Genomic DNA, 24,331 nt, shown 5'->3' with positions numbered 1-24,331 from the left:
GCGAACCTCTACGGTTCGCCCCCTCCCCGGTCAGTCCGACTCCACCGACTCGAACCGCCACCTGTGCACCGCGCGGCTGACCAACTCTCCGTCCGGCTCCGGCAGTTCGGGCAACGCGGCGTCGTACGCCGCGTCCCACCAGGTGATGACCAGCACCCGGTCCCCCGGTGCCCGGAGAGTCTCCCGGCGCAGCGGCTGCCGCGCGAGGGTCTGCGCCCGCGCCCAGGCCAGCAGGTGCTCGCCCCGCCCGTCGACCGCCCGCGCCTCCCACATCAACGCGACCGTCACGAGTACAGGTTCTCCTTGCTGACCTCGTGGACATGGTCGTGGCCGGGGACGTGCGGGTCCGTCACCGGCAGCGAGGAGTCCGCCGAGAGGTCCCAGCTGGACGCGGCCCGGTTACGCGCCACCATCTCGGCGCCCAGCGCCGCCACCATCGCCCCGTTGTCCGTGCACAGCTTGGGCCGGGGCACCCGCAGCCGGATCCCGGCGGCCTCGCAGCGCTCCTGGGCCAGCACCCGCAGCCGGGAGTTGGCGGCGACCCCGCCGCCGATCATCAGGTGGTCGACGCCCTCGTCCTTGCAGGCCCGCACGGCCTTGCGGGTCAGCACGTCCACGACCGCCTCCTGGAAGGAGGCCGCCACGTCCCGCACCGGCACCTCCTCCCCCGCCGCCCGCTTGGCCTCGATCCACCGGGCCACGGCAGTCTTCAGACCCGAGAAGGAGAAGTCGTACGCCGGATCGCGCGGCCCGGTCAGTCCGCGCGGGAACGCGATGGCCGACGGGTCGCCCTCCTTCGCGTACCGGTCGATGACCGGACCGCCGGGGAAGCCCAGGTTCAGCACCCGGGCGATCTTGTCGAAGGCCTCGCCGGCCGCGTCGTCGATGGTCGCGCCCATCGGCCGTACGTCGGAGGTGATGTCGGACGACAGAAGCAGCGACGAGTGGCCGCCGGACACCAGCAGCGCCATGGTGGGCTCGGGCAGCGCCCCGTGCTCCAGCTGGTCCACGCAGATGTGCGAGGCGAGGTGGTTGACGCCGTAGAGGGGCTTGCCGAGCGCGTAGGCGTACGCCTTCGCCGCGGAGACACCGACCAGCAGTGCCCCGGCGAGCCCCGGGCCGGCGGTCACGGCGATGCCGTCGAGGTCCTTCGCGCTCACCCCCGCTTCCTTCAGCGCGCGGTCGATGGTCGGCACCATCGCCTCCAGGTGCGCCCGGCTGGCGACCTCCGGCACGACCCCGCCGAAGCGGGCGTGCTCGTCGACGCTGGACGCGATGGCGTCGGCCAGCAGGGTGTTGCCACGGACGATGCCGACGCCGGTCTCGTCACAGGAGGTCTCGATGCCGAGGACGAGCGGTTCGTCAGCCATGGGTCTCGGTTCCTTGTACAGAGGTGGGTCCAGCGGCGGAGCCGCTGTCGGATGCTGTGGTCAGACGCATCACCAGGGCGTCCACGTTGCCCGGCTGGTAGTAGCCGCGCCGGAAGCCGATGGCCTCGAAGCCGAAGCGCTCGTACAGCTTCTGGGCGCGGATGTTGTCGACCCGGCACTCCAGCATCACTTCGGCGCACTCGAAGGCGGTGGCGGCCCGCAGCAGTTCGGTCAGCAGCAGGCGGCCCAGGCCGGTGCCCTGGCGGTCGCGGGCGACGGCGATCGTCTGCACGTCGGCCAGCTCCCCGGTGCAGGCCAGTCCCGCGTACCCGACGATCCGGCCGTCGGCGGTCTCGGCGACGACGTACCGCCGGTTCGCCTCGGCGCCCCGGGAGTGGGCCAGTTCGGACCAGAACATCCCGCGCGACCAGGCGTCCTCGGGGAAGAGGTCCCGCTCCAGTTCCAGCACGGGGTCGATGTCCCACCAGCGCATCTCGCGCAATGCCGAGGTCATGGTCGATTCGGTCACTTGGGGGTGACCACCTTGTAGTTCTTGGGGACCTGCGCGTCGGGCCTGCGCAGGTACAGCGGCCGGGGCGCGGGGAGTTCCTCGCCCGCGCCGAGCCTCTCGGCCGCGAGGGCGGCGAGGGCGGCGGCGGAGACGTGCTCGGGTTCGTGGGCGCCGGGGAAGGTGTCCGGGTACAGCAGCGCGCCCGCGCCGACGGCAGGCAGGCCCGCGACCCGGTCGGCGATGTCGGCGGGCCGGTCCACGGCGGGGTCGGTCAGGCGCGTACGGGAGTCCGCGTACGTCGCCCAGTAGACCTCCTTGCGCCGCGCGTCGGTGGCCACCACGAAGGGGCCCTTCTCGATGTCGGCCGCGTAGGCGAGGCCGTCCAGCGTGCACACACCGTGCACGGGGACGCCGAGCGCGAGCCCGAAGGTGTCGGCGGTCATCAGGCCGACGCGCAGTCCGGTGTAGGGGCCGGGACCGACGCCGACGACGATCCCGGTGACGGCGTCGAGCTTCAGACCGGCCTCGGCGAGCAGCCGGTCCACGGCCGGCAGCAGCAGCTCCCCGTGCCGGCGCGCGTCCACCTGACTCGACGAGGCGATGACGTCCGTGCCGTCGTGCAACGCGACGGTGACGGCGGGAGTGGCGGTATCCAGAGCGAGCAAGAGCACGCAAACAGCCTACGGCTCCTGGGACGCCGTGTCGGACGTCCCGGGCGGACGGTCACCTGCTGCTACCTTCGCGACGGGGAAAGGCGTACGACACAGAGGTGGACGAGCGTGACAAGCAGCAGCGCCGGATTCGTGGCCGGGCTCACCGTGGCCGCCGTCGCGGGCGTCGGCTTCCTCGCCTACCAGGCCTCCGCGACCGTCCCCGCCGACCTCGGGAGCGCGCACCCGGGCGGCAAGTCCTCCGCGGGGGTCGCGAAGACCGCCACGACCGTCCCCGCCGACCTGCCCGCCTCTTCCGGCAAGGGCAAGCGGGTCGTGTACGCGCTGGGCCAGGACCGGGTGTGGCTGGTGGACGGGAACAACAAGGTCAGGCGCACGTTCAGGGTCACCCCGGGCACCCTCGACCCGGCGCCGGACACCTACGCGGTCACCTCCCGCTCCAACTCGGTCACCGGCACCGACGGCACCCCCATCGAGCACGTCGTCCGCTTCACCACCGTGGACGGCGTGACCATCGGCTTCAGCGCGGCGGTGGGCAAGGCCACCGCACCCCCCGCCCCGGGCGTCAGGACGGGCGGCATCCGCGAGTCCCGCGCGGACGGCGACGCACTGTGGCGGTTCGCGACGCTCGGCGAGCGGGTCGTCGTCGTCCGCTAGTGCCCCGACAGGCAACCTTCCCCCCGTCGCGGCACCAGATGTTCTCCCGCTGGTGCCGACAACACGTCGGCAAGATGTTGCGCCGGGTGTCTCGCACGTGGTCACATGGTATCCAGCCCGTAGTTAGGTGTACCTAACCGCGCCCGCCCCCGAACTTCAGGAGGCGTCCATGTCGGCCACCGAGAGCAAGGCGCAGCCGCAGTCGTGCGCGGTCGCCGGAGTGTCCATGCGTGACCTGCTGGCGTCCTGTGCGGCCGCGAGCGCCGTCTCCACTCCGCCGCGCGTGCCCGACCCGCAGACGGTTCAGCGGCCCGCCGAGCCCCGTAAGGCCGCCTGACCGCCACCCGGCCCCAGCGTCAGGCGGACAGCACGCTCAGGTCCACGGCCTTCCAACGCTCCCCGCGCCCGGTCACCGTCACGTGGCGCACCTCGTCCGGCTCCGCCGTCCCTGGGTTCGCCCCCGGGGCGGGCGCGGTCCCGACCGTGCGGTGGATGAGGACCTCCAGCCGGTCGTCGGTCAGCTCCTCGACCTTGCCCTCGCCCCACTCCACGACGATCACCGACTCGGGCAGCGAGACGTCCAGGTCGAGGTCCTCCATCTCGTCCAGACCGCCACCGAGCCGGTACGCGTCCACGTGCACGAGGGGCGGGCCGTCGCCCAGGGAGGGGTGCACACGGGCGATCACGAACGTCGGGGAGGTCACGGCACCCCGGATCCCGAGCCCCTCGCCCAGCCCCCGGGTCAGTGTCGTCTTGCCGGCGCCGAGCTCCCCGGTGAGCATCACGAGGTCGCCCGCGCGCAGGAGTTTGGCGAGCTGCCGGCCCAGCTCCCGCATCTGCTCGGGAGAGGTGACGGTCAGCTCGGTCTCAACCGGGTCGTGCGGCGCTGCTGGTGCTTCCATAGCCACTTACGGTAGCCCCTGTCGGGACGGCACCGGCGCGGGTGAGCAGGTCGGCGAGGCGGTCGGTGACCACTTCGGGGTGTTCCAGGATCACCAGGTGCCCGGCGTCCGGTACCAGGACCAGTTCCGCGTCCGGCAGCAGGTCGGCGATGGCCTCGCTGTGCTCGCTGGGCGTGACAAGGTCCTGGACCCCGGCCAGCACCAGCACCGGGACGCCCGCGAACTGGGCGAGCGCCTCGGTCTTGTCGTGGTCGTTGAACGCCGGGTAGTACTCGGCGACCACGTCGATCGGGGTGCCCTCGATCATCCGCTCGGCGAAACGGACGATGGCCGGGTCGACGTCCCGGGACGCGAAGGAGTACCGCTTGATGATCCCGGCGAACAGGTCGGCGGTGGCCCGCCGTCCCTTCTCCACCAGGGCCGCCTGCTGCCCGAGCGCCTTCAGCACGCCGGGCAGCACCCGCCGTACGACGTTCACGCCGGCCACCGGCAGCCCGAAGTTCACCTCGCCGAGCCGCCCGGACGACGTACCGACCAACGCGACGGCCACCACCCGCTCGCGGACCAGGTCGGGGTACGCGTCGGCCAGCGCCATCACCGTCATCCCGCCCATGGAGTGCCCGACCAGCACGATCGGCCCCTCCGGCACGGCGGCGTCGATGACGGCCTTCAGGTCGGCGCCGAGCTGCTCGATGGTGACCGGCGCCCCGTCCTCCGCCTGGGCCACGCCTCGCCCGGACCGCCCGTGGCTGCGCTGGTCCCAGTGCACGGTCCGCACGACGCCTCGGAGCGCCGCCCGCTGGAAGTGCCAGGAGTCCTGGTTGAGGCAGTAGCCATGGCTGAACACGACGGTGACGGGTGCGGGGGCCTTACGGCCGAAGAGCCGACGCCGCCGGGGCGCCGGGCCGCCCTCCGGCTCCACCTCGTCGACCTCGTAGTACAGCTCGGTGCCGTCGTCGGCGTACGCCTTGCCGGGCGTGCCGCGCAGGGCGCCGTACGGGCCGGTCGAGTCCAGCGCGAGCCGTGCCCTCCTGCGCATCCCGCGGCCGACGGTGAGCCGCTCGATGGCGACGCCGGCCGCCGCTCCGGCGGCGACAACTCCTATCGCCGCGCCCGCGAAGCCGGTCGCCCTGCGCCAGCTTCCGGCTCCGGCCGCCTGCGTGGCGGCGGCGACGGCCGCGGCGGCGTCCACGACGGCCTCCGCGCCACTGCTCTCGCTCACGTACCGCTCCTCTTCGCCGGACCCGCTGTCGTCGCGCGCTCTGTGCGCCTACCCCGCTTGTCGTTCATTCACATGGACGTATTCACGTAGTCGTTCACGTAGTCGTTCATGCAGTCGTATTCACATAGACGCGGGGAACGCGCGTTCCGATCCGGGTGACGATCTCGTATCCGATGGTGCCCGCGGCCTGTGCCCAGTCCTCGGCGGTGGGCTCGCCCCGGTCGCCGGGCCCGAACAGCACGGCCTGAGTGCCGGCCTCGGGCTCGTCGCCGCCCAGGTCCACCACGAACTGGTCCATGGCCACCCGCCCGGCCACCGTCCGCCACTTGCCGTCGACCAGCACCGGACCGGTCCCGGAGGCGTGCCGTGGGATGCCGTCCGCGTAGCCGACGGGCACCAGACCGAGGGTGGTCTCGCCCGGGGTGAGGTAGTGGTACCCGTAACTGACGCCATGGCCTCCCGGGACGCGCTTGACCAGCGCGACGGACGCCGACAGCGTCATCACCGGACGCAGCCCGAAGTCCGCGGGGCCGCCCACCTCGGGGCTGGGCGAGAGTCCGTAGACCGCGATCCCGGTCCGGACGAGGTCGAAGTGGGACTCGGGAAGCGTGAGGGTGGCGGGCGAGTTGGCGATGTGCCGCACCTCGGGCCGTACGCCCTGACCCTCGGCGTACGCCACCATGTCGCGGAAACGGCTGAGCTGGGCGGCGATGGACGGATGTCCGGGCTCGTCGGCGCAGGCGAAGTGCGACCAGAGCCCGGTGACCCGCAGCAGCCCGTCCCGCTCGGCGCTCAGGGCGCCGGCGACCAGTTCGTTCCAGTCCTCGCCGGGCTGGCACCCGTTCCGCCCCAGTCCGGTGTCGGCCTTGAGCTGTACGCGCGCGGGCGTGCCGGCCAGCCGGGCCGCCGCGGTGACCTCTTCCAGGGCCCACATCGCGCTGACGGACACGTCGAGGTCGGCCTCGATCGCCTCCCGCCAGGGCCCGCCGGGAGTCCACAGCCAGCACATGACGCGGCCGGGCAGCCCGGCGGCCCGCAGCGCGAGGGCCTCCTCGGGCGTCGCGGTACCGAGCCAGCTCGCTCCCGCCTCGACCGCCGCGCGGGCACACGGCACCGACCCGTGGCCGTACGCGTCGGACTTCACCACGGCCATCAGGGCCGCGCCCGGCGCATGGGCGCGCAGGCTCCGCACGTTGGCCCGCAGGGCGGCCAGATCGATCTCGGCGCGGGCACGCAGGGGCGCGCTCCACGAGGCTGTCTCACTCATCGCGCCCCAGTGTCTCAGAGTGCTCGGACAGACCTTCGGGACGCCCGGCCCTGTTCGGCGAGTGTCGAGTCCGGCGGGAGGCAGCTCCGGCGGGGGTTGGGGCCGCTACGGCGTCCGACCAGAGAAACGTGAGAGCGGCACGCCCGGGGCGCGCCGCGCGGCGGAGTCACCTGTTCAGCCCGTCTACTTTCAGCCCGTCCGGCGTTTGAGGACGAGGCCCCTGAGGGCCGAAGCGGGGGCCTGGGGGCAGCAGCCCCCAGAGACGGGACGGGAAGGGGCGGCGGGGGCGAAAACACCTACGCGCACCCCCACCCGGCACCCGGCACCCGGCACCCGCCTACCCGCCTACCCGCCCACCCCCACGTCCCGCACATCCCGCCACGCCCGAGGAACCGCCGCCGCCACATCATGCGCCCCCACCGGCGCCCCATCCGACGCGAACCGCCCCGCCAGCCCATGCAGATACGCCCCCGCACTCCCCGCGTCCACCGCCGAGAGCCCCGCCGCCAGCAACGACCCCGTCAGCCCCGACAGCACGTCCCCGCTGCCCGCCGTGGCGAGCCAGGACGTCCCCGTGGCGTTCACCCGCACGGCACCGCCCGACGGGCCGCCCACCAACGTCGTCGACCCCTTCAACAGCACCGTCGCCCCGTACCGCCCCGCCAGCTCCCGCACCGAGGCGAGCCGGGCCGACTCGACCTCCTCCCGGGCCACCCCGAGCAGCGCGGCCGCCTCCCCGGCGTGCGGGGTCATCAGCGTCGGTGCGCTACGGCCCCGTACCGCACCGGCGTCCGCCAGCCGCAGCCCGTCCGCGTCGATCAGCACCGGTACGTCGGCCGCCAGCACCTCCGCCACCGTCGCGGCGTCGTCCCCGGCGCCCGGTCCCACGACCCACGCCTGCACGCGCCCCGCCTTCTTCGGCCCCTGGTCGGACACCAGCGTCTCGGGGAAGCGGGCGATCACCGCGTCCCCGGCGGGCCCCACGTACCGCACAGCCCCGGCGCCGGCGCGCAGCGCCCCGGAGACGGCGAGCACCGCCGCACCCGGGTAGCGCGCGGACCCGGCCGCGATCCCGACCACGCCCCGCCGGTACTTGTCGCTCTCCGCCCCCGGCACCGGCAACAGCCGCGCCACGTCCGCGTACTGCAAGGCCTCCAGCTCGGGTTCGCCGGGCAGCTCCAGTCCGATGTCGACGAGCCGCACCGACCCGGCGTACTCCCGCGCCGGATCGATCAGCAGCCCCGGCTTGTGCGTCCCGAAGGTGACGGTCAGGTCGGCCCGCAGGGCTGTCCCGGTCACCTGACCGGTGTCCACGTCGACCCCGCTCGGCAGGTCGACGGCGACGACCGCGGCCCGGGACCGCTCGGCGGCGGCGGCCAACGGCACGGCGTCCGGCCGCAGTCCGCCCGTGCCGCCGATCCCGACGATGCCGTCGACGACGAGATCGGCCCGCTCGATCAGCTCCTCGGCCGCACCGGTCCCCGCGACTGTCCCGCCTGCTCGCCGCAGCGCCGCGAGGCCCTCCGCATGGGCCCGCTCGGGCGCGATCAGCACCGCCGTGACACCGGCACCGCGCCGGGCCAGCCGGGCCCCGGCATACAACGCGTCACCCCCGTTGTCGCCACTGCCGACCAGGAGCACGACCCGGCTGCCGTACACCCGCCCCAGCAGATCCGCGCAGGCCGCGGCAAGCCCGGCCGCCGCCCGCTGCATCAACGCCCCGTCCGGAAGCCGCGCCATCAGCTCCCGCTCGGCCGCCCTCACCGTCTCCACGCTGTACGCAGTACGCATGTGATCGAGTCTGCCGCAGAACCTCGCTGGATTCAGCCCTACCCCATTTACTGGTGGATAGCGTCACAAACACCCACATACACAGCACCCAAGGGCATGGAATGATCAATTCCTGCCAGACGTCGGACAGTTGAGATGTCCCCTAGGTCAATTCCTTCCAGGTCAGGACGCCGACCGCGAGTCCAAATCGAGCATTTTCAGCCAAATTCATCATCGCCCCGGACCCGGCAGTGAAGCGCTTACCAGGGGTAATAGCTCACGTGCCGCCCTATGCCCGGACCTGGGGATGTCTCAGATGCCCCGCGCGCCACAGCACACCCCTGGGCAGGGAGCTGTACGAAACGCACACTTGGGACGTTCGGCGAGCGCGGCCGCAGCCGCGGCCGCCACCCATTCCGTTGAGGACCTTCCCACGATGACCGATCCGGACATACCCGACAGACCCGTCGGTCCCCTCACTCGAGCCGTCCGCTACGCCGGACGCCTGCTGTGCTGGAGCCTGGGCGTCGGCATGGCCGCAGCCGCCGTCGACATCACCGTCTCCCCGCACGCCCCCTGGTGGCAGACCCTCTGGCCGCTGCCCTGGTACACCACCTGCGCGTCCGCCCTGGCCTGGGCGCTGCTGCGGGCCCGCGAGAAGTCCGTCGGCGGCCCCGTCGGCGGCGACGACGACCCGCGGACCGAGGAGGACATCCACACGGAGTGGGACCAGGCCGCCTGAGCCGGTCACTACCGGCCCCGCCCGGACCTCACCCCTCCGCGATCACCACCGCCGACGCCACCCCCGCGTCATGACTGAGCGACACATGCCAGGACTGCACGCCGAGTTCCGCCGCCTTGGCCGCGACCGTGCCGGTCACCCGCAACCGCGGCTGCCCGCTGTCCTCGACGTAGACCTCGGCGTCCGTCCACAGCAGGCCCGCCGGAGCGCCCAGCGCCTTGGCGAGCGCCTCCTTCGCCGCGAACCGCACCGCGAGCGAGGCGACACCGCGCCGCTCCCCGGTCGGCAACCGCAACTCGCTGTCGAGGAACAGCCGGTCCACCATGGTGGGCGTACGCTCCAGCGACGCCCGGAACCGGTCGATCTCCGCCACGTCGATCCCTACGCCGATGATGCCCATGCCCAGCACCTTATGACGAGAACGTGAGGCGGGATCAGCTGACAGGACCCGGTGGGCCGGACGGGCCGGTCCACCGGGTCCTGGAAACCTCCCCCATCACGCCGGCGGCGTGCGTCGGGCGGGCGCCTCGCGGATCAGCCCGCGAACACCCTGCCCTGCTTCACGACGTAGTGCGTCGCCTCGGAGCAGCCGATGGACGGCGTGACCAGCAGACTCACGGTGAGCGGCGCGGGTTCCGTGCTCGCGGTCGAGAACTCGCAGACCGCGCCACTGCCCGTGAGCGGGTACCAGAACCACCCGTCGACGTCGCCCACGGTGACCCGGTCGGACTCCTTCCAGGCGCTACCGGTCTTCGTGTAGACCTGCAGCCGCACGGACGCGGCGTACTCGTCCTCCGTCGACCGCAGCGCGGTCAGCGTGATCTTGTAGTCGCTGCCGAGGGTGGACGAGGCGATCTGCCGCGTCTGCGCTGGCACGGTGGCGGCGCTGGACGCCCCGGCGGCGGCGGACCCGAGGCCGGCCGCCATCAGAAGGGTGACGGCCGCGGTCGCGGCGCGACGCGTGCGGTTGCGGTACTGGTTACGGACCAGACTCATGTGTTCCCCCGTTGGAACGAGTTGTCGATGTGTCAAGTTGTACTGAAAGGTCGGTTCGGATCGTACGGTCGTAAAGACCCGTCACATGGCTCCGGGGTTGTACGGCGATGCGCGCCTCAGCAGAAATCGCGGGCGACGAAGCTCTCCATCTCGTCGTTCCGCCACAGCTCACGGATCCGCTGGTGTGGCGCGACGCAGCATCGCGTTCTCCTCCCGTTGCGGCCGCCCGCCCCGTTCCCCCGGAACCGACAGCGACCGTCCCACCACGCTCCCCCACTCCCGCCCCGCACGACACCTCAGAGGTCCGAGGTTGCGCGGGGCGTGACTCACCGCACTGCGTGACACACCCCACCCCCCGCCCCGTTCGAACTCCGTTAACAATGGACTGTGATCTCTCCGGTCTCCCCGATGCCCCGGAGCGCCCACCGGCACAGGCCGGAGGCGACTCCCTACGTCGACCTCACCCGAGCCGAGTGGAGCGCGCTGCGCGAGAAGACGCCGCTGCCGCTCACCGCCGCGGAGGTCGAGAAGCTGCGTGGCCTCGGCGACGTCATCGACCTCGACGAGGTGCGGGACATCTACCTCCCGCTCTCCCGGCTCCTCAACCTCTACGTCGGCGCCACGGACGGCCTCAGAGGGGCGCTGAACACCTTCCTCGGCGAACAGGGCTCCCAGTCCGGCACCCCGTTCGTCATAGGGGTGGCCGGGTCGGTCGCCGTGGGGAAGTCCACGGTCGCCCGTCTCCTCCAGGCCCTGCTCTCCCGCTGGCCCGAGCACCCGCGCGTCGAACTCGTCACCACGGACGGCTTCCTGCTCCCCACCCGGGAACTGGAGGCCCGCGGCATGATGTCGCGGAAAGGTTTCCCCGAGTCGTACGACCGCCGCGCGCTCACCCGTTTCGTCGCCGACATCAAGGCGGGCAAGGACGAGGTCACCGCGCCCGTCTACTCCCACCTGATCTACGACATCGTCCCGGACCAGCGCCTGACGGTCCGCCGCCCCGACATCCTGATCGTCGAGGGCCTGAACGTCCTGCAGCCCGCGCTGCCCGGCAAGGACGGCCGCACCCGCGTCGGTCTCGCCGACTACTTCGACTTCAGCGTGTACGTCGACGCCCGCACCGAGGACATCGAGCGCTGGTACCTCAACCGCTTCAAGAAGCTGCGCGCGACGGCCTTCCAGAACCCGTCCTCGTACTTCCGCAAGTACACCCAGGTCTCCGAGGACGAGGCCCTCGACTACGCCCGCACGACCTGGCGGACCATCAACCGCCCCAACCTGGTCGAGAACGTGGCCCCCACCCGCGGCCGCGCCACCCTCATCATCCGCAAGGGCCCCGACCACAAGGTGCAGCGGCTGAGCCTGCGAAAACTGTGACCGTTACGCTGCCGCCATGCTGCACCTGCGCCTCATCACCCCCGCCGACAAGACCGACGACGTGGTCCGCCTGATCGAGGAGACGGTCGGCACCACCCACCTCGTCGTCCTGCCGGGCAGCGCCCGCATCCCCGCCGGGGACGTGGTGACGTGCGACGTGGCCCGCGAGGCCGGCGACGAACTCCTCACCGGGCTGCAGGCGTTGGGCATCGACAGCACCGGCTCCATCGCCGTCGAGAACATCGACCTGTCGCTGTCGAAGCGGGCCGACCAGGCCGAGGAGGACGCACCCGGCGAGGGCGCGGACGCGGTCCTGTGGGAGCACCTCACCGAGGCGACCCACGAGGAGTCCACCCTCTCCGTCACCTACCTGGCGTTCATCACGCTGGCCACGATGATCGCGGCCTGCGGTGTGGTGCTGGACAACGCGATCCTGATCGTGGGCGCGATGGCGGTGGGCCCGGAGTTCGGACCGCTGGCGGGCATCTGCACGGCGGCGGTCCAGCGAGCACCACGACTGGCGCTGCGCTCGCTGACCGCACTGCTGGTGGGCTTCGCGACGGCGATGCTGGTGACCGTGGGCTTCAGCCTCTTCATGGACGCCGTCGGCCTGTTCACCCAGGCCAAGCTGGAGGCCGACCGCCCCAACACCGGCTTCATCTACGCCCCGGACTGGTTCTCGTTCGTCGTGGCGGTCCTCGCCGGAGCCGCCGGCACCCTGTCCCTGACGTCCGCGAAGTCCGGCGCCCTGGTCGGCGTGGCCATCTCCGTGACGACGGTCCCGGCCGCCGCCAACGCGGCCGTGGCGTTGGTCTACAGCGACACCGGCCAGGCCTGGCACTCGACGGAACAGCTGTTGCTGAATCTGCTCGGCATCGTCCTGGCCGGCACGCTCACGCTGCTGCTCCAGAAGTGGCTCTGGTCCATCCAGCGCGAACGAACGGCTCCGCGGAACGCCGGATAGGACCAGTCGGCCGGCACCTACCCCAGCGCCGACTTCACCGCGTCAGCCAGCCGCCGCGCCACGGACCCGGCCTGATCGATGTCCGCGGCCTCGACCATCACCCGCACCAGCGGCTCGGTCCCGGAGGGCCGCAACAGCACCCGCCCGGTCTCACCGAGCTCCCGCTCGGCGTCCTCCACGGCAGCCGCCAGCTCCGGGGACGTACCGACCCGGGACCGGTCCACGTCCGGGACGTTGATGAGGACCTGCGGCAGCCGCTCCATCACAGCCGCCAGCTCCCGCAGCGAACGCCCGCTCTGCGCGACCCGGGCCGCCAGCAGCAGCCCGGTGAGCGTCCCGTCCCCGGTGGTCGCGTGATCAAGGATGATCACGTGCCCGGACTGCTCGCCGCCGAGCGCGTACCCGTGCTCCTTCATCTCCTCCAGCACATACCGGTCACCGACCGCGGTCTGGATGAGCGTCAGCCCCTCCCGTTCCAGGGCGAGCTTGAAGCCGAGGTTGGACATGACCGTGGCCACCACGGTGTCGGCCCGCAGCGCACCCCGCTCCTTCATCGCCAGCGCGAGGACGGCCATGATCTGGTCGCCGTCCACCTCCGCACCGGTGTCGTCGACGGCCAGGCACCGGTCCGCGTCCCCGTCGTGCGCGATGCCGAAGTGCGCGCCGTGCTCGACGACCGCGGCCTTCAGCAGGCCGAGGTGGGTGGACCCGCAGCCCTCGTTGATGTTGAGGCCGCTGGGTTCGGCGCCGATCGTGACGACTTCGGCGCCGGCCCGCGTGAACGCCTCCGGGGACACCCGGGCTGCGGCACCGTGCGCCTCGTCGAGGACGATCTTCAGCCCGTCCAGCCGGTTCGGCAGCACACTCACGAGATGGGTGACGTACTGCTCGAACCCTTCCTCGTGGGTCCGCACACGCCCCACGCCCGCACCCGTCGGCCGGTCCCACGGCGCCCCGGTGCGGTGCTCCTCGTAGACGGCCTCGATACGCTCCTCCAGCTCGTCGTCGAGCTTGTGCCCGCCGCGGGAGAGGAACTTGATGCCGTTGTCGGGCATGGCGTTGTGGCTTGCCGAGAGCATGACACCAAGGTCGGCGCCTAGCTCGGCCGTGAGGAACGCGACCGCCGGGGTCGGCAGTACGCCCACCCGCAGGACATCGACGCCGGCGCTGGCGAGGCCCGCGACCACCGCGGCCTCCAGGAACTCCCCGGACGCACGCGGGTCCCGTCCGACCACGGCGGTCGGCCGGTGACCTTCGAACGTGCCCGCCTCGGCCAGTACGTGCGCCGCGGCGACGGAGAGGCCGAGGGCCATCTCGGCCGTCAGATCCGCGTTGGCGACACCGCGCACGCCGTCCGTGCCGAAGAGTCGTCCCACTTGTCCTCCTGAGGAAGCGTCAGTGACGGGAGAAGTTCCGTCCGATGCGGCTGTTCACGGCTCCCGCATCCCAGGCATTCCATGCCTAAACAATTGATCACACAAGCCATTGAGCGTCTTGTGCACTTATACGCCCAAGTATGTGATAAACGAACGCCCCGACGGCACTGTGGCGTGCCGCCGGGGCGTTCGGAGTACGTACGGGCAGGCTCGTGAAAGGGGTACCTACGAGCAGGCCCGTAAACGTACGAGCAGGCAGCGAAGCTTAACGCTTGCTGTACTGCGGAGCCTTGCGGGCCTTCTTGAGACCGGCCTTCTTGCGCTCGACCGCACGGTCGTCACGCTTGAGGTAACCGGCCTTCTTGAGGGCGCCGCGGTTGTTGTCCACGTCGGCCTCGTTCAGCGCGCGGGCCACGCCGAGGCGCAGGGCACCGGCCTGACCGGAGACGCCGCCACCCGAGATGCGGGCGATGACGTCGTAGCGGCCGTCGAGCTCGAGCACCTTGAAGGGCTCGTTGACTTCCTGCTGGTGGACCTTGTTCGGGAAGTAGTCCTCGAGCGTGCGCCCGTTGACCTTCCACTTGCCGGTGCCGGGCACGATGCGAACGCGCGCGATGGCGTTCTTGCGACGGCCCAGGCCGGCGGCCGGCTGCGGGTCGCCGAAGCGGCCGGCGAGGGACTCCGAGGTGTACTCACCCTCGACGGGGACCTCGGACTCGGTGGTGTAGCTGTCGATGTCGACGAGCTCGGTCTCGGTCTCTTCGACCGGCTGCTCAACAGTGGTCTCGGCCACGATGCTCCTCAGATTCTTTTCTGTCTTAGGGGGTGGCCGGAACTACTGCGCGACCTGGGTGATCTCGAACGGCACCGGCTGCTGCGCAGCGTGCGGGTGCACGTCACCCTTGTAGACCTTCAGCTTCGAGAGCATCTGACGGCCCAGCGTGTTCTTGGGGAGCATGCCCTTGACGGCCTTCTCGACAGCCTTCTCGGGGTTCTTGTCGAGCAGCTCGTCGTAACGGACGGAGCGCAGACCACCCGGGTAGCCGGAGTGGCGGTACGCCATCTTCTGGGTCCGCTTGTTGCCGGACAGGTGCACCTTGTCGGCGTTGATGATGATGACGAAGTCACCGGTGTCGACGTGGGGAGCGTAGATCGGCTTGTGCTTGCCCCGCAGAAGGGACGCGGCGGTGGTGGCGAGACGGCCCAGGACGATGTCCTGAGCGTCGATGACGTGCCACTGGCGCGTCACATCGCCGGGCTTGGGGCTGTACGTACGCACGGTTCGTAGCCTTCGCTTCGAGTGAATGGTCCTAGACAAGGTCACCGAAACGATCACGACAGCCTGGACCACACTGCGGCGACGCATACCGCGTACGTGGGTCGCTGGTCATCGGCCCGGTGGACCGGTGTAAGGGCCCGTCCCGTGAGAATGAGCAAGCCAATACACAACGAACATGCAGGATACCTGCGGCGCCCGTGCCGGGTCAAAACGAGTGTTTCGCAACCGGACAGGCCCGCCCAACAGTCTACGTCCACCCGATCGGCCGTGACGGCCAGAACACCCAGAGTCAGCGCACCCCCGGAAGGCCCGACACCTCGCACCCCGCTCGACAGAGGGAGACAGAGGGAGGACGTGTGGATCGTCATACGGGAGCCACCGGCTCACCAGGTGCGTGCGACCCTGCCGGCGATCACGTCGTCCGTCCCCTCCGCACGAGGTCAGCCCGGCCATGCGGGCCACCGTCGCGGCCCCGCACGGCCACGAGCACCCCCACGGACACCGGCTCGCCCTTCGTACCAACCACCCGGAGATGTCGCTTTTGCGCTCACTCACCGACCGAACGCCCAGGGTTTGAGAGCCTGTTGAGGAGGACCGTCACACCCGGTACCCCGTCTAAGATGCGCCCCATGAGCTTTGGGCAGCAGCAGGGACCCCAGTCCCAGTGGGATCCATGGAAACCACAGTCCCAGCAGCAGCCGTGGGACAACAGCACCGACCAGACCCCGGACTGGGCGGCTCTCGCCGAGGCGTCCGAGACGCGCAACAAGCGGCGCAGGCTGCTGTTCATCGGCGGCGGCGCGCTCGCCACGATCGCGGTCGGTACGGCCGTGGCCATGGCGGTGGTCTCCGCGAACGGCGGCGACGAGGCGTCGAACAAGCCGGCCTCCCAGCTGCCGGAGTCCGGGGGCATCGGAAGCAACTCCGACACCGCGGCCCCGTCGTTCGAGCCGACCAGCGCCCCGCCCCCGCTGGACCCGAAGGAATTCGTCGCCAGCAAGAGCAAGGACACCGCGCCGTTCAGCGCGGAGATCATGTTCCCGGGCCGGCAGCTGACCATGGGCTCGACGGTCTACAAGAAGGGCCCGACGGCCGACACCAAGAGCTGCGCGGCGGCCGCCAAGGGCACCCTCCCCAAGGTTCTCAACGACAACGGCTGCACCCGCCTGATCCGCGCCACCTACACCAAGGACAACATGGCGGTGACGGTCGGCGTGGCGGTCTTCGACACCGAGGCGAAGGCGGTCGCGGCGAAGAAGCAGGCAGACAAGAAGAGCATCGTCGCCTCGCTGTCCGGCGGCGGCGTCAAGGCCTTCTGCGACGGTTCCTTCTGCCGCTCCACCACCAACTCCTACGGCCGCTACGCCTACTTCACGATCGCCGGCTTCACCAACGGCAAGGACGTGACGACGAAGGACACGGCCGTCTTCTCCACCGGCGACGACCTGGCCGAGTTCACGTTCCGCCAGATCCGCCGCCGCGGCGAGGCACAGGCCTCGGCCGCCGCGAACAACTAGGACGCGCCCGGGGGGCCGGTTCAGCAACAGCCGGCTCCGGGCAGCGACCGCTTGTTCCGCGCCTCCTTGTTCCGCGCGGCCAGCAGCTCGTCGGCCGGGTAGCCGACCTCCTCCAGCGTCAGCCCGTGCGGCCGTACGACATGCACGGCCGAGTCCCGTACCCCGGCGGCCAGCACCTTCCCGGGCCACTGGGGCCCGCGGTGCCCGTCCCCCACGAACAGCAGCGCCCCGATCAGCGAGCGCACCATGTTGTGGCAGAAGGCGTCGGCCCGGACGGTGGCGGTGATGATCCCGTCCTCGCCCTTCGCCAGGCTCAGCTCCTGGAGCGTGCGGATGGTGGTCGCGCCCTCCCGCCGCTTGCAGTAGGCGGCGAAGTCGTGCTCGCCGAGCAGCCGCTGGGCAGCCTCGTTCATGGCGTCCACGTCGAGCGGCCAGTCGTGCCACAGCACATGGTTCCGCAGCAGTGGATCGACGCCCCCGGGGTTGTCCGTGACCCGGTACGCGTACCGCCGCCAGACGGCCGAGAACCGTGCGTTGAAGCCACTGGGTGCCTCCCGCAGCGCCCACACCCGCACATCCCGGGACAGCCGCCCGGCAAGCCGCTTCAGCAGCTTCTCGTGATGCTCGCGCCAGACCCCCTCCGGCAGATCGACATGGGCGACCTGCCCGCGCGCATGCACCCCCGCGTCGGTCCGCCCCGCCACGGTCAGCTCATACGTCTCGCCTGACCGCGTGACGGTCTGCAGAGCGTCCTCGATCTCCCCCTGCACAGTCCGCCGCCCCCCGGCCTGCTTGGCCCACCCGGAGAACTCGGAGCCGTCATAGGAAAGGTCCAGCCGCACCCGCACGAACCCGGGCTCTACTTCGTCACTCACACAGAGATCCTCTCAGCAACACGAAAGCGGGCCCGCTCCTTGAAAAGGAACGGGCCCGCCAACACCCCGAAGGGGCGCGGGGAACTGCGCGACAAGCCACGACGAAGCCGCACCCGCCAGCGAAACAGTCCCCGGCAGAACGCTTACGCGTCCTTCGACTCCTCGGCGGGAGCCTCGTCGGCCTGGGTCTCCTCGACCTTGGCCTCCTCGGACTCCTTGACCGCACGCTTCGTCGCGGCCTCGGCCTCACCCGTCGCCTGCTGCTGCACCGTCAGCGCCTCGACCAGCTCGATGACAGCCATGGGCGCGTTGTCGCCACGGCGGTTACCGATCTTGGTGATACGGGTGTAGCCACCCGGACGGTTCTCGTAGCGCGGGCCGATCTCGGTGAAGAGCGTGTGGACGACGCTCTTGTCCGTGATCACCTGGAGCACCTGACGGCGGTTGTGAAGGTCGCCCTTCTTCGCCTTGGTGACCAGACGCTCGGCGTACGGACGCAGCTTGCGCGCCTTCGCCTCGGTGGTGGTGATGCGGCCGTGCTCGAACAGCGCCTTCGCGAGGTTCGCGAAGAGCAGCTTCTCGTGCGCGGCACTGCCGCCCATACGGGCACCCTTGGTGGGCTTCGGCATGGTGTTTCTCCTTGGTGTCTGCCCCGGCCGTATCAGGTACCGGGGTCAGTGTCCGAGCAGGCGATCGCCCGTCGGAGACCCGCGCCCCGTGAGGGGCGCGGGGAACTGCGCGACCGGCCACAGCCGGCCCGCAGCCGAAAATTCCGCCGTGTCGCGGAGCGACTAGTACTGCTCGGTCTCCACGAACCCGGCGTCCTCGTCGTCCGCGCCGAACGCGTCCGCCGCGGCGGTCGGGTCGAATCCGGGCGGGCTGTCCTTGAGCGCGAGGCCCATGCCCGCCAGCTTCGCCTTGACCTCGTCGATCGACTTCGCACCGAAGTTACGAATGTCGAGCAGGTCCGCCTCGGAACGAGCCACGAGCTCACCCACCGAGTGGATGCCCTCACGCTTGAGGCAGTTGTACGACCGAACGGTGAGCTCGAGCTCCTCGATCGGCAGGGCGAGATCAGCGGCGAGAGCGGCGTCCGTGGGGGACGGGCCCATGTCGATGCCCTCGGCGTCGATGTTCAGCTCACGGGCGAGACCGAACAGCTCGACCAGCGTCTTACCGGCGGAGGCCATGGCGTCACGCGGACGCATCGCCTGCTTGGTCTCGACGTCGACGATCAGCTTGTCGAAGTCGGTGCGCTGCTCGACACGCGTGGCCTCGACCTTGTACGTGACCTTCAGAACCGGCGAGTAGATCGAGTCGACCGGGATGCGCCCGATCTCCTGACCGACCTGCTTGTTCTGCACGGCGGAGACGTAACCACGGCCACGCTCGACCGTCAGCTCCATCTCCAGCTTGCCCTTGCCGTTGAGCGTGGCGAGGACGAGGTCGGGGTTGTGGACCTCGACACCGGCCGGGGGCGCGATGTCGGCGGCGGTGACCAGACCCGGGCCCTGCTTGCGCAGGTACATCACGACCGGCTCGTCGTGCTCCGAGGAGACGACCAGCTGCTTGATGTTGAGGATCAGGTCGGTGACGTCCTCCTTGACGCCCGGCACGGTGGTGAACTCGTGCAGGACGCCGTCGATGCGGATGCTGGTGACAGCGGCACCGGGGATCGACGACAGGAGGGTGCGGCGGAGGGAGTTGCCGAGGGTGTAACCGAAGCCCGGCTCCAGCGGCTCGATCACGAACCGGGAGCGGAATTCGTCGACGACCTCTTCGGTCAACGAGGGACGCTGAGCGATCAGCATGTGTGGATCAGATCCTTTTTTCGTGGACGCCCGCTATTTGACGCCCGACGGACCCGCACCGACGAAAGTGCGGGGTACTGCAAGGGTACGGGCGGTACCGCCCCGAAGAGCCGTACCGCCCGCAACCTCAAGACAACCTGGCCTCAGACGCGGCGGCGCTTGGGCGGACGGCAGCCGTTGTGCGGGGTGGGGGTGACGTCCTGGATCGAGCCGACCTCGAGGCCGGTGGCCTGGAGGGAGCGGATCGCGGTCTCACGGCCGGAGCCGGGACCCTTGACGAAGACGTCGACCTTGCGCATGCCGTGCTCCTGCGCGCGGCGGGCGGCCGACTCGGCGGCCATCTGCGCGGCGAAGGGGGTGGACTTGCGCGAGCCCTTGAAGCCGACGTGGCCGGCGGAGGCCCAGGAGATCACGTTGCCCGAGGGGTCCGTGATCGAGACGATGGTGTTGTTGAACGTGCTCTTGATGTGCGCGTGACCGTGAGCGACGTTCTTCTTTTCCTTGCGGCGCACCTTCTTGGCAGCGCCCTGACGACCCTTGGGGGGCATCTATAACTCCTACGGGAGGTGGTCGGTCCTACAGCGAAGACCGCTGGTGAGCGTCCGCTGAGGACTACTTCTTGCCCGGCTTCTTCTTGCCGGCGATGGCGCGACGCGGGCCCTTGCGGGTGCGGGCGTTCGTGCTGGTGCGCTGACCGCGGACGGGCAGACCACGACGGTGACGAAGACCCTGGTAGCAACCGATCTCGACCTTGCGGCGGATGTCGGCCTGGATCTCGCGACGGAGGTCACCCTCGGTCTTGATGTTGCTGTCGACGTACTCACGAATCGCGACGAGCTGCTCCTCGGAGAGGTCGCGAACGCGGGTGTTCGGGTCGATGCCGGTCTCGGCCAGCGTCAGCTGGGACAGGGTCCGGCCGATGCCGAACACATAGGTGAGGGCGACCTCCACACGCTTTTCGCGCGGGATGTCAACACCGGAAACGCGTGCCATTCAATGGCTCCAGTTGATCCTCGGAGGTCTTCCACAGAACCGGTTCCCAGCCGCCGGCCTCTTCCTCAGAAGATTTGGTACGGACTGGGTCCCCGGCCTCCGAACCGGGGGTGTCAGGCGGCTGCGCCGCCCGGGCCCTGCGTATGAACATGTTCAGCTCGCGTCGCGCGAAATTCTGCGAATCGCAGAGGGTGGGTCGTGCGTCAGCCCTGGCGCTGCTTGTGGCGCGGGTTGTCGCAGATGACCATGACCCGGCCGTGACGGCGGATCACCCTGCACTTGTCGCAGATCTTCTTGACGCTCGGCTTGACCTTCATGGGGTGAGGTTCTCCGGGTCAGTGCCACCACCCCGCCGGAAGCGGGGCAAAGGCAAGATCTACTTGTACCGGTAGACGATCCGGCCACGCGTCAGGTCGTACGGAGACAGCTCCACCACGACCCGGTCGTCAGGGAGGATGCGGATGTAGTGCATACGCATCTTGCCGCTGATGTGTGCCAGGACCTGGTGGCCGTTCTGGAGCTCGACCTTGAACATGGCGTTCGGAAGAGACTCGACGACAGTGCCCTCGATCTCGATGGCACCTTGCTTCTTGGCCACGCTTCGCCCTTCGAATCGACTACCTTGATCGACTCTCTTTGCGTCCCTTACGGGCGCATGCGGACATGCGGGTGCACGAGAGCCGACGAGTCAGTCTACGACAGGGCACCCGGAAAGACGAATCGAGGAAGGATGCCCCGGGAGACAGATCTTTAAGCACGCACGAGAGCCACCCGCGAGAGTGCGGCACCCCGTCAGGGGCGCGGGACGCTGCGCGGGCGCCCCGCGGGCGACGACGGGAATCGTCGGACGGGACCTAGGCCAGCGGGTCGGGCGCGGCCGTGACCCCGTGCTCCGCCAGCTTCGCCCTGCCCCCGTCGGGAGACGTCAGCACCAGCGGGCCCTCCTCCGTCAGCGCCACCGAGTGCTCCCAGTGGGACGACCAGGTGCCGTCGGTGGTGATGACCGTCCAGTCGTCCTGGAGGACCTCGGTCTTCGGGGTGCCCAGGGAGACCATCGGCTCGATGGCGAGGCAGAAGCCGGGTACCAGCTTGGGGCCCTTGCCGCGGCGGCGGTCGACGTAGTTCAGCAGATGCGGGTCCATGTGCATCTCGGTGCCGATGCCGTGGCCGCCGTAGTCCTCGATGATGCCGTAGCGGCCGCCGCCGGGCTTCGGCTGGCGGCGGATGTACGTCTCGATGGCCCGGGAGACGTCCACCAGGCGGTTGCCCTGCTTCATGGCCGCGATGCCGGCCCACATCGACTCCTCGGTCACCCGGGAGAGCTCGACGAGTTCGGGAGCGTGTCCGGAGCCCACGAAGGCCGTGTAGGCCGCGTCACCGTGCCAGCCGTCGATGATCGCGCCGCAGTCGATGGAGATGACGTCGCCGTCCTTGAGGACGACCTCGTCGGAGGGGATGCCGTGCACGACGACCTCGTTCACCGAGGTGCAGATGGTCGCGGGGAACCCGCCGTAGCCGAGGAAGTTCGGCTTCGCGTTGTGCTCCGCGAGCACCTTGCGCGCGACCTGGTCCAGATCCCTGGTGGTGGCCCCGGGCACCGCGGCCTCACGTGTCGCCGCATGGATGGCTGCGACGACCAACCCCGCCTCACGCATCTTGGCGATCTGCTCGGGGGACTTGATCTGCACCATGGCGGCGGGAGCCTTTCTGGGACCGGGAGAGGACGGGTGTGTTCAACGATACGTGCACTCACGCGACAGCCGCGGCCCCTGCGACGGGGAACCGCGGCTGCGACGACGTACGAAGAACGGTTACGAAGAGCGGGCGACGAGTCCGGACGGCTACGCCGCGTGGTCCTCGCGCTTGAGTGCCTCCATGGCGCGTCCGGTGACGTCCTCCACCTTGCCGAGCGCCGAGATCGTGACCACCAGGCCCTGTGCCTTGTAGTAGTCGATGATCGGCTCGGTCTGCGTGTGGTAGACCTCCAGTCGCTTACGGACGGTCTCCTCGGAGTCGTCGTCGCGCTGGTACAGCTCCCCGCCGCAGACGTCGCAGACGCCTTCCTGCTTGGGCGCCTTGTACGACACGTGGAAGACGTGCGCGGAGTCGTTGCGGCAGATGCGCCGACCGGCGATCCGCTTGACGACCTCGTCCTCGGGGACCTCCAGGTCCAGCACCGCGTCCAGCTTCATGCCCTCGGACTTCAGCATCTCGTCCAGGGCCTCGGCCTGCGACACGTTGCGCGGGAAGCCGTCCAGCAGGAAGCCGTTCTCCGCGTCGGGCTGCTCCATGCGGTCCTTGGCCATCCCGATGGTGACCTCGTCCGGGACCAGGTTGCCCGCGTCCATGTAGGACTTCGCCAGTTTGCCGAGTTCCGTCTGCTTGCTGATGTTGGCCCGGAACAGGTCGCCCGTGGAGATGTGCGGGATCGACAGGTTCTGGGCGAGGAACGCGGCCTGCGTTCCCTTGCCGGCGCCCGGCGGCCCGACGAGGACGATACGCATCAGCGGAGGAACCCTTCGTAATTGCGCTGCTGGAGCTGGCTCTCGATCTGCTTCACCGTCTCCAGGCCGACACCCACGATGATCAGGATGCTTGTCCCGCCGAAGGGGAAGTTCTGGCTCGCATTGAAGCCAACCAACGCCATCGTCGGCACGAGAGCGATCAGACCCAGATACAGCGAACCCGGCCAGGTGATCCGGTTGAGCACGTACGACAGGTACTCAGCGGTCGGTCGGCCAGCCCGGATGCCCGGGATGAAGCCACCATACTTCTTCATGTTGTCGGCGACTTCCTCGGGGTTGAAGGAGATCGCCACGTAGAAGAACGCGAAGAACACGATGAGCAGGAAGTACGAAACGATGTAGTACGGGTGGTTGCCCTTGACGAGGTGACCTTCGATCCAGGTCTTCCAACCGGACGTACCGCTCGAGAACTGCGCGACCAGAGCCGGGATGTAGAGCAGCGACGACGCGAAGATGACGGGGATCACACCCGCCTGGTTCACCTTCAGCGGGATGTACGTCGACGTGCCGCCGTAGGAACGGCGGCCGATCATCCGCTTCGCGTACTGCACCGGGATGCGGCGCTGGGCCTGCTCGACGAAGACCACCAGGCCGACCATGACCAGGCCGACCGCGATGACCGTGCCGAACTCGATCCAGCCGTCGGCCAGGGTGCCCTGCTTCTTGATGGCCCACAGAGCGGACGGGAAGGTCGCGGCGATCGAGATGAACATCAGGATCGACATGCCGTTGCCGATGCCGCGGTCGGTGATGAGCTCGCCGAGCCACATCACGACGGCCGTACCGGCGGTCATGCAGATGACCATGACGATGGTGGTGAAGATCGCACGGTCCGGGACGATCGAGCTGGCGACCTGGCAGCCGCTGAACAGCGCACCGCTGCGGGCGGTGGCGACGAGACCGGTGCCCTGCAGGATGGCGAGCGCCACCGTCAGGTACCGCGTGTACTGCGTGATCTTCGCGGTGCCGGCCTGCCCCTCCTTCTTCAGGGCTTCCAGACGCGGGATCACGACGGTCAGCAGCTGCAGGATGATACTGGCCGTGATGTACGGCATGATGCCCAGCGCGAAGATGGTGATCTGGAGCAGCGCACCACCACTGAACATGTTCACCAGACCGAAGAGGCCCTGGTTGCCGGACGCCTCGTCCACACACTGCTGGACGGCCGTGTAATCGACGCCCGGGATCGGAACGTGGGTACCGACTCGGTAGACCACGATGATGCCGAGAGTGAAGAGCAGCTTCTTGCGCAGGTCGGGCGTCTTGAACGCCCGGGCGAACGCGGTGAGCACGGTTCCTCCTGCGACCCCCGCGCCGCGCGCGGCAGGGACTAGTCGTATAAACAGGGCCCAGCGGGCCGAACGAAGTTTTCTACCACCCCGACACCGAACGGCATACCTCGCGCGGGCACAGGTGGACCTCATGGACTCTAACAGCGGCTGCGTAGCCAGGTGAAGCTTGCCTGACAGGCGGCAGGTCAAGGGTCGGTCAGGGACGGGGCGGTGA

Annotated in this window: 29 protein-coding genes; 6 read left to right on the top strand and 23 right to left on the bottom strand. The window is 69.8% G+C overall.

The features are described 5' to 3' along the window. Positions 1 to 30: 30 nt before the first annotated feature. The 4 genes from ACFYRY_RS14875 to tsaB are packed head-to-tail and all read right to left on the bottom strand — an operon-like array spanning position 31 to position 2,552. Positions 31 to 288 (bottom strand): hypothetical protein, encoded by a 258-nt coding sequence (locus ACFYRY_RS14875; protein ID WP_389144366.1) that lies wholly within the window; start codon positions 286 to 288, stop codon positions 31 to 33. Next, positions 285 to 1,370, bottom strand: coding sequence for a tRNA (adenosine(37)-N6)-threonylcarbamoyltransferase complex transferase subunit TsaD (tsaD, locus tag ACFYRY_RS14870; RefSeq protein WP_389144363.1), 1,086 nt, complete (start codon positions 1,368 to 1,370; stop codon positions 285 to 287). Before tsaD ends, ACFYRY_RS14875 begins: the two co-directional genes overlap by 4 nt. After that, positions 1,363 to 1,884, bottom strand: a complete 522-nt coding sequence (gene rimI / locus ACFYRY_RS14865) for a ribosomal protein S18-alanine N-acetyltransferase (RefSeq protein WP_389146216.1) — start codon at positions 1,882 to 1,884, stop codon at positions 1,363 to 1,365. The genes tsaD and rimI overlap by 8 nt, the downstream gene beginning before the upstream one ends. Before the next feature lie 11 nt (positions 1,885 to 1,895). Next, on the bottom strand, positions 1,896 to 2,552 hold the full coding sequence (gene tsaB / locus ACFYRY_RS14860) for a tRNA (adenosine(37)-N6)-threonylcarbamoyltransferase complex dimerization subunit type 1 TsaB (protein WP_356768415.1): 657 nt from the start codon (positions 2,550 to 2,552) through the stop codon (positions 1,896 to 1,898). Positions 2,553 to 2,660: 108 nt separating this feature from the next. On the opposite strand from tsaB, the gene ACFYRY_RS14855 reads away from it, so the two are divergent. Both ACFYRY_RS14855 and ACFYRY_RS14850 read left to right on the top strand, forming a co-directional pair. Next, the gene (locus ACFYRY_RS14855; protein WP_389144360.1) at positions 2,661 to 3,209 is read left to right on the top strand and encodes a hypothetical protein; all 549 of its coding nucleotides are present in this window, start codon (positions 2,661 to 2,663) and stop codon (positions 3,207 to 3,209) included. Between the two features lie 169 nt (positions 3,210 to 3,378). Beyond that, positions 3,379 to 3,546: a hypothetical protein gene (locus tag ACFYRY_RS14850; protein ID WP_389144357.1), complete on the top strand. Its 168-nt coding sequence runs from the start codon at positions 3,379 to 3,381 to the stop codon at positions 3,544 to 3,546. 19 nt (positions 3,547 to 3,565) lie between these two features. On the opposite strand, the gene tsaE is transcribed toward ACFYRY_RS14850, so the two are convergent. The 4 genes from tsaE to ACFYRY_RS14830 form a co-directional block, all read right to left on the bottom strand. Further along, the gene (tsaE, locus tag ACFYRY_RS14845; protein ID WP_389144354.1) at positions 3,566 to 4,111 is read right to left on the bottom strand and encodes a tRNA (adenosine(37)-N6)-threonylcarbamoyltransferase complex ATPase subunit type 1 TsaE; all 546 of its coding nucleotides are present in this window, start codon (positions 4,109 to 4,111) and stop codon (positions 3,566 to 3,568) included. Next, on the bottom strand, positions 4,077 to 5,333 hold the full coding sequence (locus ACFYRY_RS14840) for an alpha/beta fold hydrolase (RefSeq protein WP_389144351.1): 1,257 nt from the start codon (positions 5,331 to 5,333) through the stop codon (positions 4,077 to 4,079). Before ACFYRY_RS14840 ends, tsaE begins: the two co-directional genes overlap by 35 nt. A 106-nt stretch (positions 5,334 to 5,439) precedes the next feature. After that, positions 5,440 to 6,600, bottom strand: coding sequence for an alanine racemase (gene alr / locus ACFYRY_RS14835; RefSeq protein ID WP_389144348.1), 1,161 nt, complete (start codon positions 6,598 to 6,600; stop codon positions 5,440 to 5,442). Between the two features lie 345 nt (positions 6,601 to 6,945). Further along, complete coding sequence (locus ACFYRY_RS14830) at positions 6,946 to 8,391, bottom strand: NAD(P)H-hydrate dehydratase (RefSeq protein WP_389144346.1); 1,446 nt, start codon at positions 8,389 to 8,391, stop codon at positions 6,946 to 6,948. Positions 8,392 to 8,806: 415 nt separating this feature from the next. Here ACFYRY_RS14830 and ACFYRY_RS14825 point away from each other — a divergent pair, with 415 nt between their 5' ends. Next, a complete protein-coding gene (locus tag ACFYRY_RS14825) occupies positions 8,807 to 9,112 on the top strand; it encodes a hypothetical protein (protein WP_389144344.1) in 306 nt (101 codons plus the stop codon). A 28-nt stretch (positions 9,113 to 9,140) separates the two neighbouring features. Here ACFYRY_RS14825 and ACFYRY_RS14820 read toward each other — a convergent pair whose 3' ends face one another. Together ACFYRY_RS14820 and ACFYRY_RS14815 are read right to left on the bottom strand one after the other, a co-directional pair. Further along, a complete protein-coding gene (locus tag ACFYRY_RS14820) occupies positions 9,141 to 9,512 on the bottom strand; it encodes a holo-ACP synthase (RefSeq protein ID WP_389144341.1) in 372 nt (123 codons plus the stop codon). 134 nt (positions 9,513 to 9,646) lie between these two features. After that, the gene (locus ACFYRY_RS14815) at positions 9,647 to 10,108 is read right to left on the bottom strand and encodes a hypothetical protein (protein WP_389144339.1); all 462 of its coding nucleotides are present in this window, start codon (positions 10,106 to 10,108) and stop codon (positions 9,647 to 9,649) included. A gap of 408 nt (positions 10,109 to 10,516) precedes the next feature. On the opposite strand from ACFYRY_RS14815, the gene coaA reads away from it, so the two are divergent. Both coaA and ACFYRY_RS14805 read left to right on the top strand, forming a co-directional pair. Beyond that, entirely contained in the window at positions 10,517 to 11,485 is a 969-nt protein-coding gene (coaA, locus tag ACFYRY_RS14810) for a type I pantothenate kinase (RefSeq protein WP_389144336.1), read from the top strand. Positions 11,486 to 11,501: 16 nt separating this feature from the next. Then, a complete protein-coding gene (locus ACFYRY_RS14805) occupies positions 11,502 to 12,449 on the top strand; it encodes a DUF389 domain-containing protein (protein WP_389144333.1) in 948 nt (315 codons plus the stop codon). Positions 12,450 to 12,466: 17 nt separating this feature from the next. Here ACFYRY_RS14805 and glmM read toward each other — a convergent pair whose 3' ends face one another. The 3 genes from glmM to rplM form a co-directional block, all read right to left on the bottom strand. Next, a complete protein-coding gene (gene glmM, locus ACFYRY_RS14800) occupies positions 12,467 to 13,825 on the bottom strand; it encodes a phosphoglucosamine mutase (RefSeq protein ID WP_389144330.1) in 1,359 nt (452 codons plus the stop codon). Between the two features lie 265 nt (positions 13,826 to 14,090). Further along, the gene (gene rpsI / locus ACFYRY_RS14795; protein ID WP_356768445.1) at positions 14,091 to 14,618 is read right to left on the bottom strand and encodes a 30S ribosomal protein S9; all 528 of its coding nucleotides are present in this window, start codon (positions 14,616 to 14,618) and stop codon (positions 14,091 to 14,093) included. 42 nt (positions 14,619 to 14,660) lie between these two features. After that, positions 14,661 to 15,104, bottom strand: a complete 444-nt coding sequence (gene rplM / locus ACFYRY_RS14790) for a 50S ribosomal protein L13 (protein WP_351693668.1) — start codon at positions 15,102 to 15,104, stop codon at positions 14,661 to 14,663. 629 nt (positions 15,105 to 15,733) lie between these two features. Between rplM and ACFYRY_RS14785 the strand changes: the two genes are divergently transcribed. After that, positions 15,734 to 16,621, top strand: coding sequence for a hypothetical protein (locus tag ACFYRY_RS14785; RefSeq protein ID WP_389144327.1), 888 nt, complete (start codon positions 15,734 to 15,736; stop codon positions 16,619 to 16,621). Positions 16,622 to 16,641: 20 nt separating this feature from the next. Here the strand turns inward: ACFYRY_RS14785 and truA are convergent, their stop codons facing one another. From truA to secY, 10 genes are all read right to left on the bottom strand, one after another. Beyond that, positions 16,642 to 17,496, bottom strand: a complete 855-nt coding sequence (truA, locus tag ACFYRY_RS14780; protein ID WP_389144324.1) for a tRNA pseudouridine(38-40) synthase TruA — start codon at positions 17,494 to 17,496, stop codon at positions 16,642 to 16,644. Positions 17,497 to 17,639: 143 nt separating this feature from the next. Continuing rightward, positions 17,640 to 18,125: a 50S ribosomal protein L17 gene (rplQ, locus tag ACFYRY_RS14775; protein WP_389144321.1), complete on the bottom strand. Its 486-nt coding sequence runs from the start codon at positions 18,123 to 18,125 to the stop codon at positions 17,640 to 17,642. Positions 18,126 to 18,287: 162 nt separating this feature from the next. Beyond that, a complete protein-coding gene (locus ACFYRY_RS14770) occupies positions 18,288 to 19,307 on the bottom strand; it encodes a DNA-directed RNA polymerase subunit alpha (RefSeq protein ID WP_356768454.1) in 1,020 nt (339 codons plus the stop codon). 143 nt (positions 19,308 to 19,450) lie between these two features. Further along, the gene (rpsK, locus tag ACFYRY_RS14765; protein ID WP_003956432.1) at positions 19,451 to 19,855 is read right to left on the bottom strand and encodes a 30S ribosomal protein S11; all 405 of its coding nucleotides are present in this window, start codon (positions 19,853 to 19,855) and stop codon (positions 19,451 to 19,453) included. A 64-nt stretch (positions 19,856 to 19,919) separates the two neighbouring features. Then, positions 19,920 to 20,300, bottom strand: a complete 381-nt coding sequence (gene rpsM / locus ACFYRY_RS14760) for a 30S ribosomal protein S13 (RefSeq protein ID WP_362155169.1) — start codon at positions 20,298 to 20,300, stop codon at positions 19,920 to 19,922. Between the two features lie 203 nt (positions 20,301 to 20,503). Beyond that, positions 20,504 to 20,617, bottom strand: coding sequence for a 50S ribosomal protein L36 (gene rpmJ / locus ACFYRY_RS14755; protein ID WP_003974245.1), 114 nt, complete (start codon positions 20,615 to 20,617; stop codon positions 20,504 to 20,506). 59 nt (positions 20,618 to 20,676) lie between these two features. Next, entirely contained in the window at positions 20,677 to 20,898 is a 222-nt protein-coding gene (infA, locus tag ACFYRY_RS14750) for a translation initiation factor IF-1 (protein ID WP_003948620.1), read from the bottom strand. Positions 20,899 to 21,154: 256 nt separating this feature from the next. Then, positions 21,155 to 21,991: a type I methionyl aminopeptidase gene (map, locus tag ACFYRY_RS14745; RefSeq protein WP_389144318.1), complete on the bottom strand. Its 837-nt coding sequence runs from the start codon at positions 21,989 to 21,991 to the stop codon at positions 21,155 to 21,157. Positions 21,992 to 22,141: 150 nt separating this feature from the next. Next, a complete protein-coding gene (locus ACFYRY_RS14740; protein ID WP_389144315.1) occupies positions 22,142 to 22,804 on the bottom strand; it encodes an adenylate kinase in 663 nt (220 codons plus the stop codon). Then, the gene (secY, locus tag ACFYRY_RS14735; protein ID WP_356765786.1) at positions 22,804 to 24,117 is read right to left on the bottom strand and encodes a preprotein translocase subunit SecY; all 1,314 of its coding nucleotides are present in this window, start codon (positions 24,115 to 24,117) and stop codon (positions 22,804 to 22,806) included. Before secY ends, ACFYRY_RS14740 begins: the two co-directional genes overlap by 1 nt. Positions 24,118 to 24,331 lie beyond the last annotated feature (214 nt).

This window comes from Streptomyces sp. NPDC005263 (assembly GCF_042872365.1).
GTDB lineage: Bacteria > Actinomycetota > Actinomycetes > Streptomycetales > Streptomycetaceae > Streptomyces.
The sequence above is the reverse complement of the archived record's forward strand: the minus strand, read 5'-3'. Positions and strand labels throughout refer to the sequence as shown.

Excerpts from the sequence above, each read along its gene's own strand:
- tsaD (WP_389144363.1), bottom strand. The coding sequence starts at position 1,370 with ATGGCTGACGAACCGCTCGTCCTCGGCATCGAGACCTCCTGTGACGAG.
- ACFYRY_RS14820 (WP_389144341.1), bottom strand. The coding sequence starts at position 9,512 with ATGGGCATCATCGGCGTAGGGATCGACGTGGCGGAGATCGACCGGTTC.
- tsaE (WP_389144354.1), bottom strand. The coding sequence starts at position 4,111 with ATGGAAGCACCAGCAGCGCCGCACGACCCGGTTGAGACCGAGCTGACC.
- rpsK (WP_003956432.1), bottom strand. The coding sequence starts at position 19,855 with ATGCCCCCCAAGGGTCGTCAGGGCGCTGCCAAGAAGGTGCGCCGCAAG.
- ACFYRY_RS14815 (WP_389144339.1), bottom strand. The coding sequence starts at position 10,108 with ATGAGTCTGGTCCGTAACCAGTACCGCAACCGCACGCGTCGCGCCGCG.
- ACFYRY_RS14805 (WP_389144333.1), top strand. The coding sequence starts at position 11,502 with ATGCTGCACCTGCGCCTCATCACCCCCGCCGACAAGACCGACGACGTG.
- ACFYRY_RS14830 (WP_389144346.1), bottom strand. The coding sequence starts at position 8,391 with ATGCGTACTGCGTACAGCGTGGAGACGGTGAGGGCGGCCGAGCGGGAG.
- alr (WP_389144348.1), bottom strand. The coding sequence starts at position 6,600 with ATGAGTGAGACAGCCTCGTGGAGCGCGCCCCTGCGTGCCCGCGCCGAG.
- rpmJ (WP_003974245.1), bottom strand. The coding sequence starts at position 20,617 with ATGAAGGTCAAGCCGAGCGTCAAGAAGATCTGCGACAAGTGCAGGGTG.
- ACFYRY_RS14770 (WP_356768454.1), bottom strand. The coding sequence starts at position 19,307 with ATGCTGATCGCTCAGCGTCCCTCGTTGACCGAAGAGGTCGTCGACGAA.
- ACFYRY_RS14740 (WP_389144315.1), bottom strand. The coding sequence starts at position 22,804 with ATGCGTATCGTCCTCGTCGGGCCGCCGGGCGCCGGCAAGGGAACGCAG.
- rplQ (WP_389144321.1), bottom strand. The coding sequence starts at position 18,125 with ATGCCGAAGCCCACCAAGGGTGCCCGTATGGGCGGCAGTGCCGCGCAC.
- map (WP_389144318.1), bottom strand. The coding sequence starts at position 21,991 with ATGGTGCAGATCAAGTCCCCCGAGCAGATCGCCAAGATGCGTGAGGCG.
- ACFYRY_RS14850 (WP_389144357.1), top strand. The coding sequence starts at position 3,379 with ATGTCGGCCACCGAGAGCAAGGCGCAGCCGCAGTCGTGCGCGGTCGCC.
- coaA (WP_389144336.1), top strand. The coding sequence starts at position 10,517 with ATGCCCCGGAGCGCCCACCGGCACAGGCCGGAGGCGACTCCCTACGTC.
- rpsM (WP_362155169.1), bottom strand. The coding sequence starts at position 20,300 with ATGGCACGCGTTTCCGGTGTTGACATCCCGCGCGAAAAGCGTGTGGAG.
- ACFYRY_RS14785 (WP_389144327.1), top strand. The coding sequence starts at position 15,734 with ATGAGCTTTGGGCAGCAGCAGGGACCCCAGTCCCAGTGGGATCCATGG.
- rimI (WP_389146216.1), bottom strand. The coding sequence starts at position 1,884 with ATGACCTCGGCATTGCGCGAGATGCGCTGGTGGGACATCGACCCCGTG.
- ACFYRY_RS14825 (WP_389144344.1), top strand. The coding sequence starts at position 8,807 with ATGACCGATCCGGACATACCCGACAGACCCGTCGGTCCCCTCACTCGA.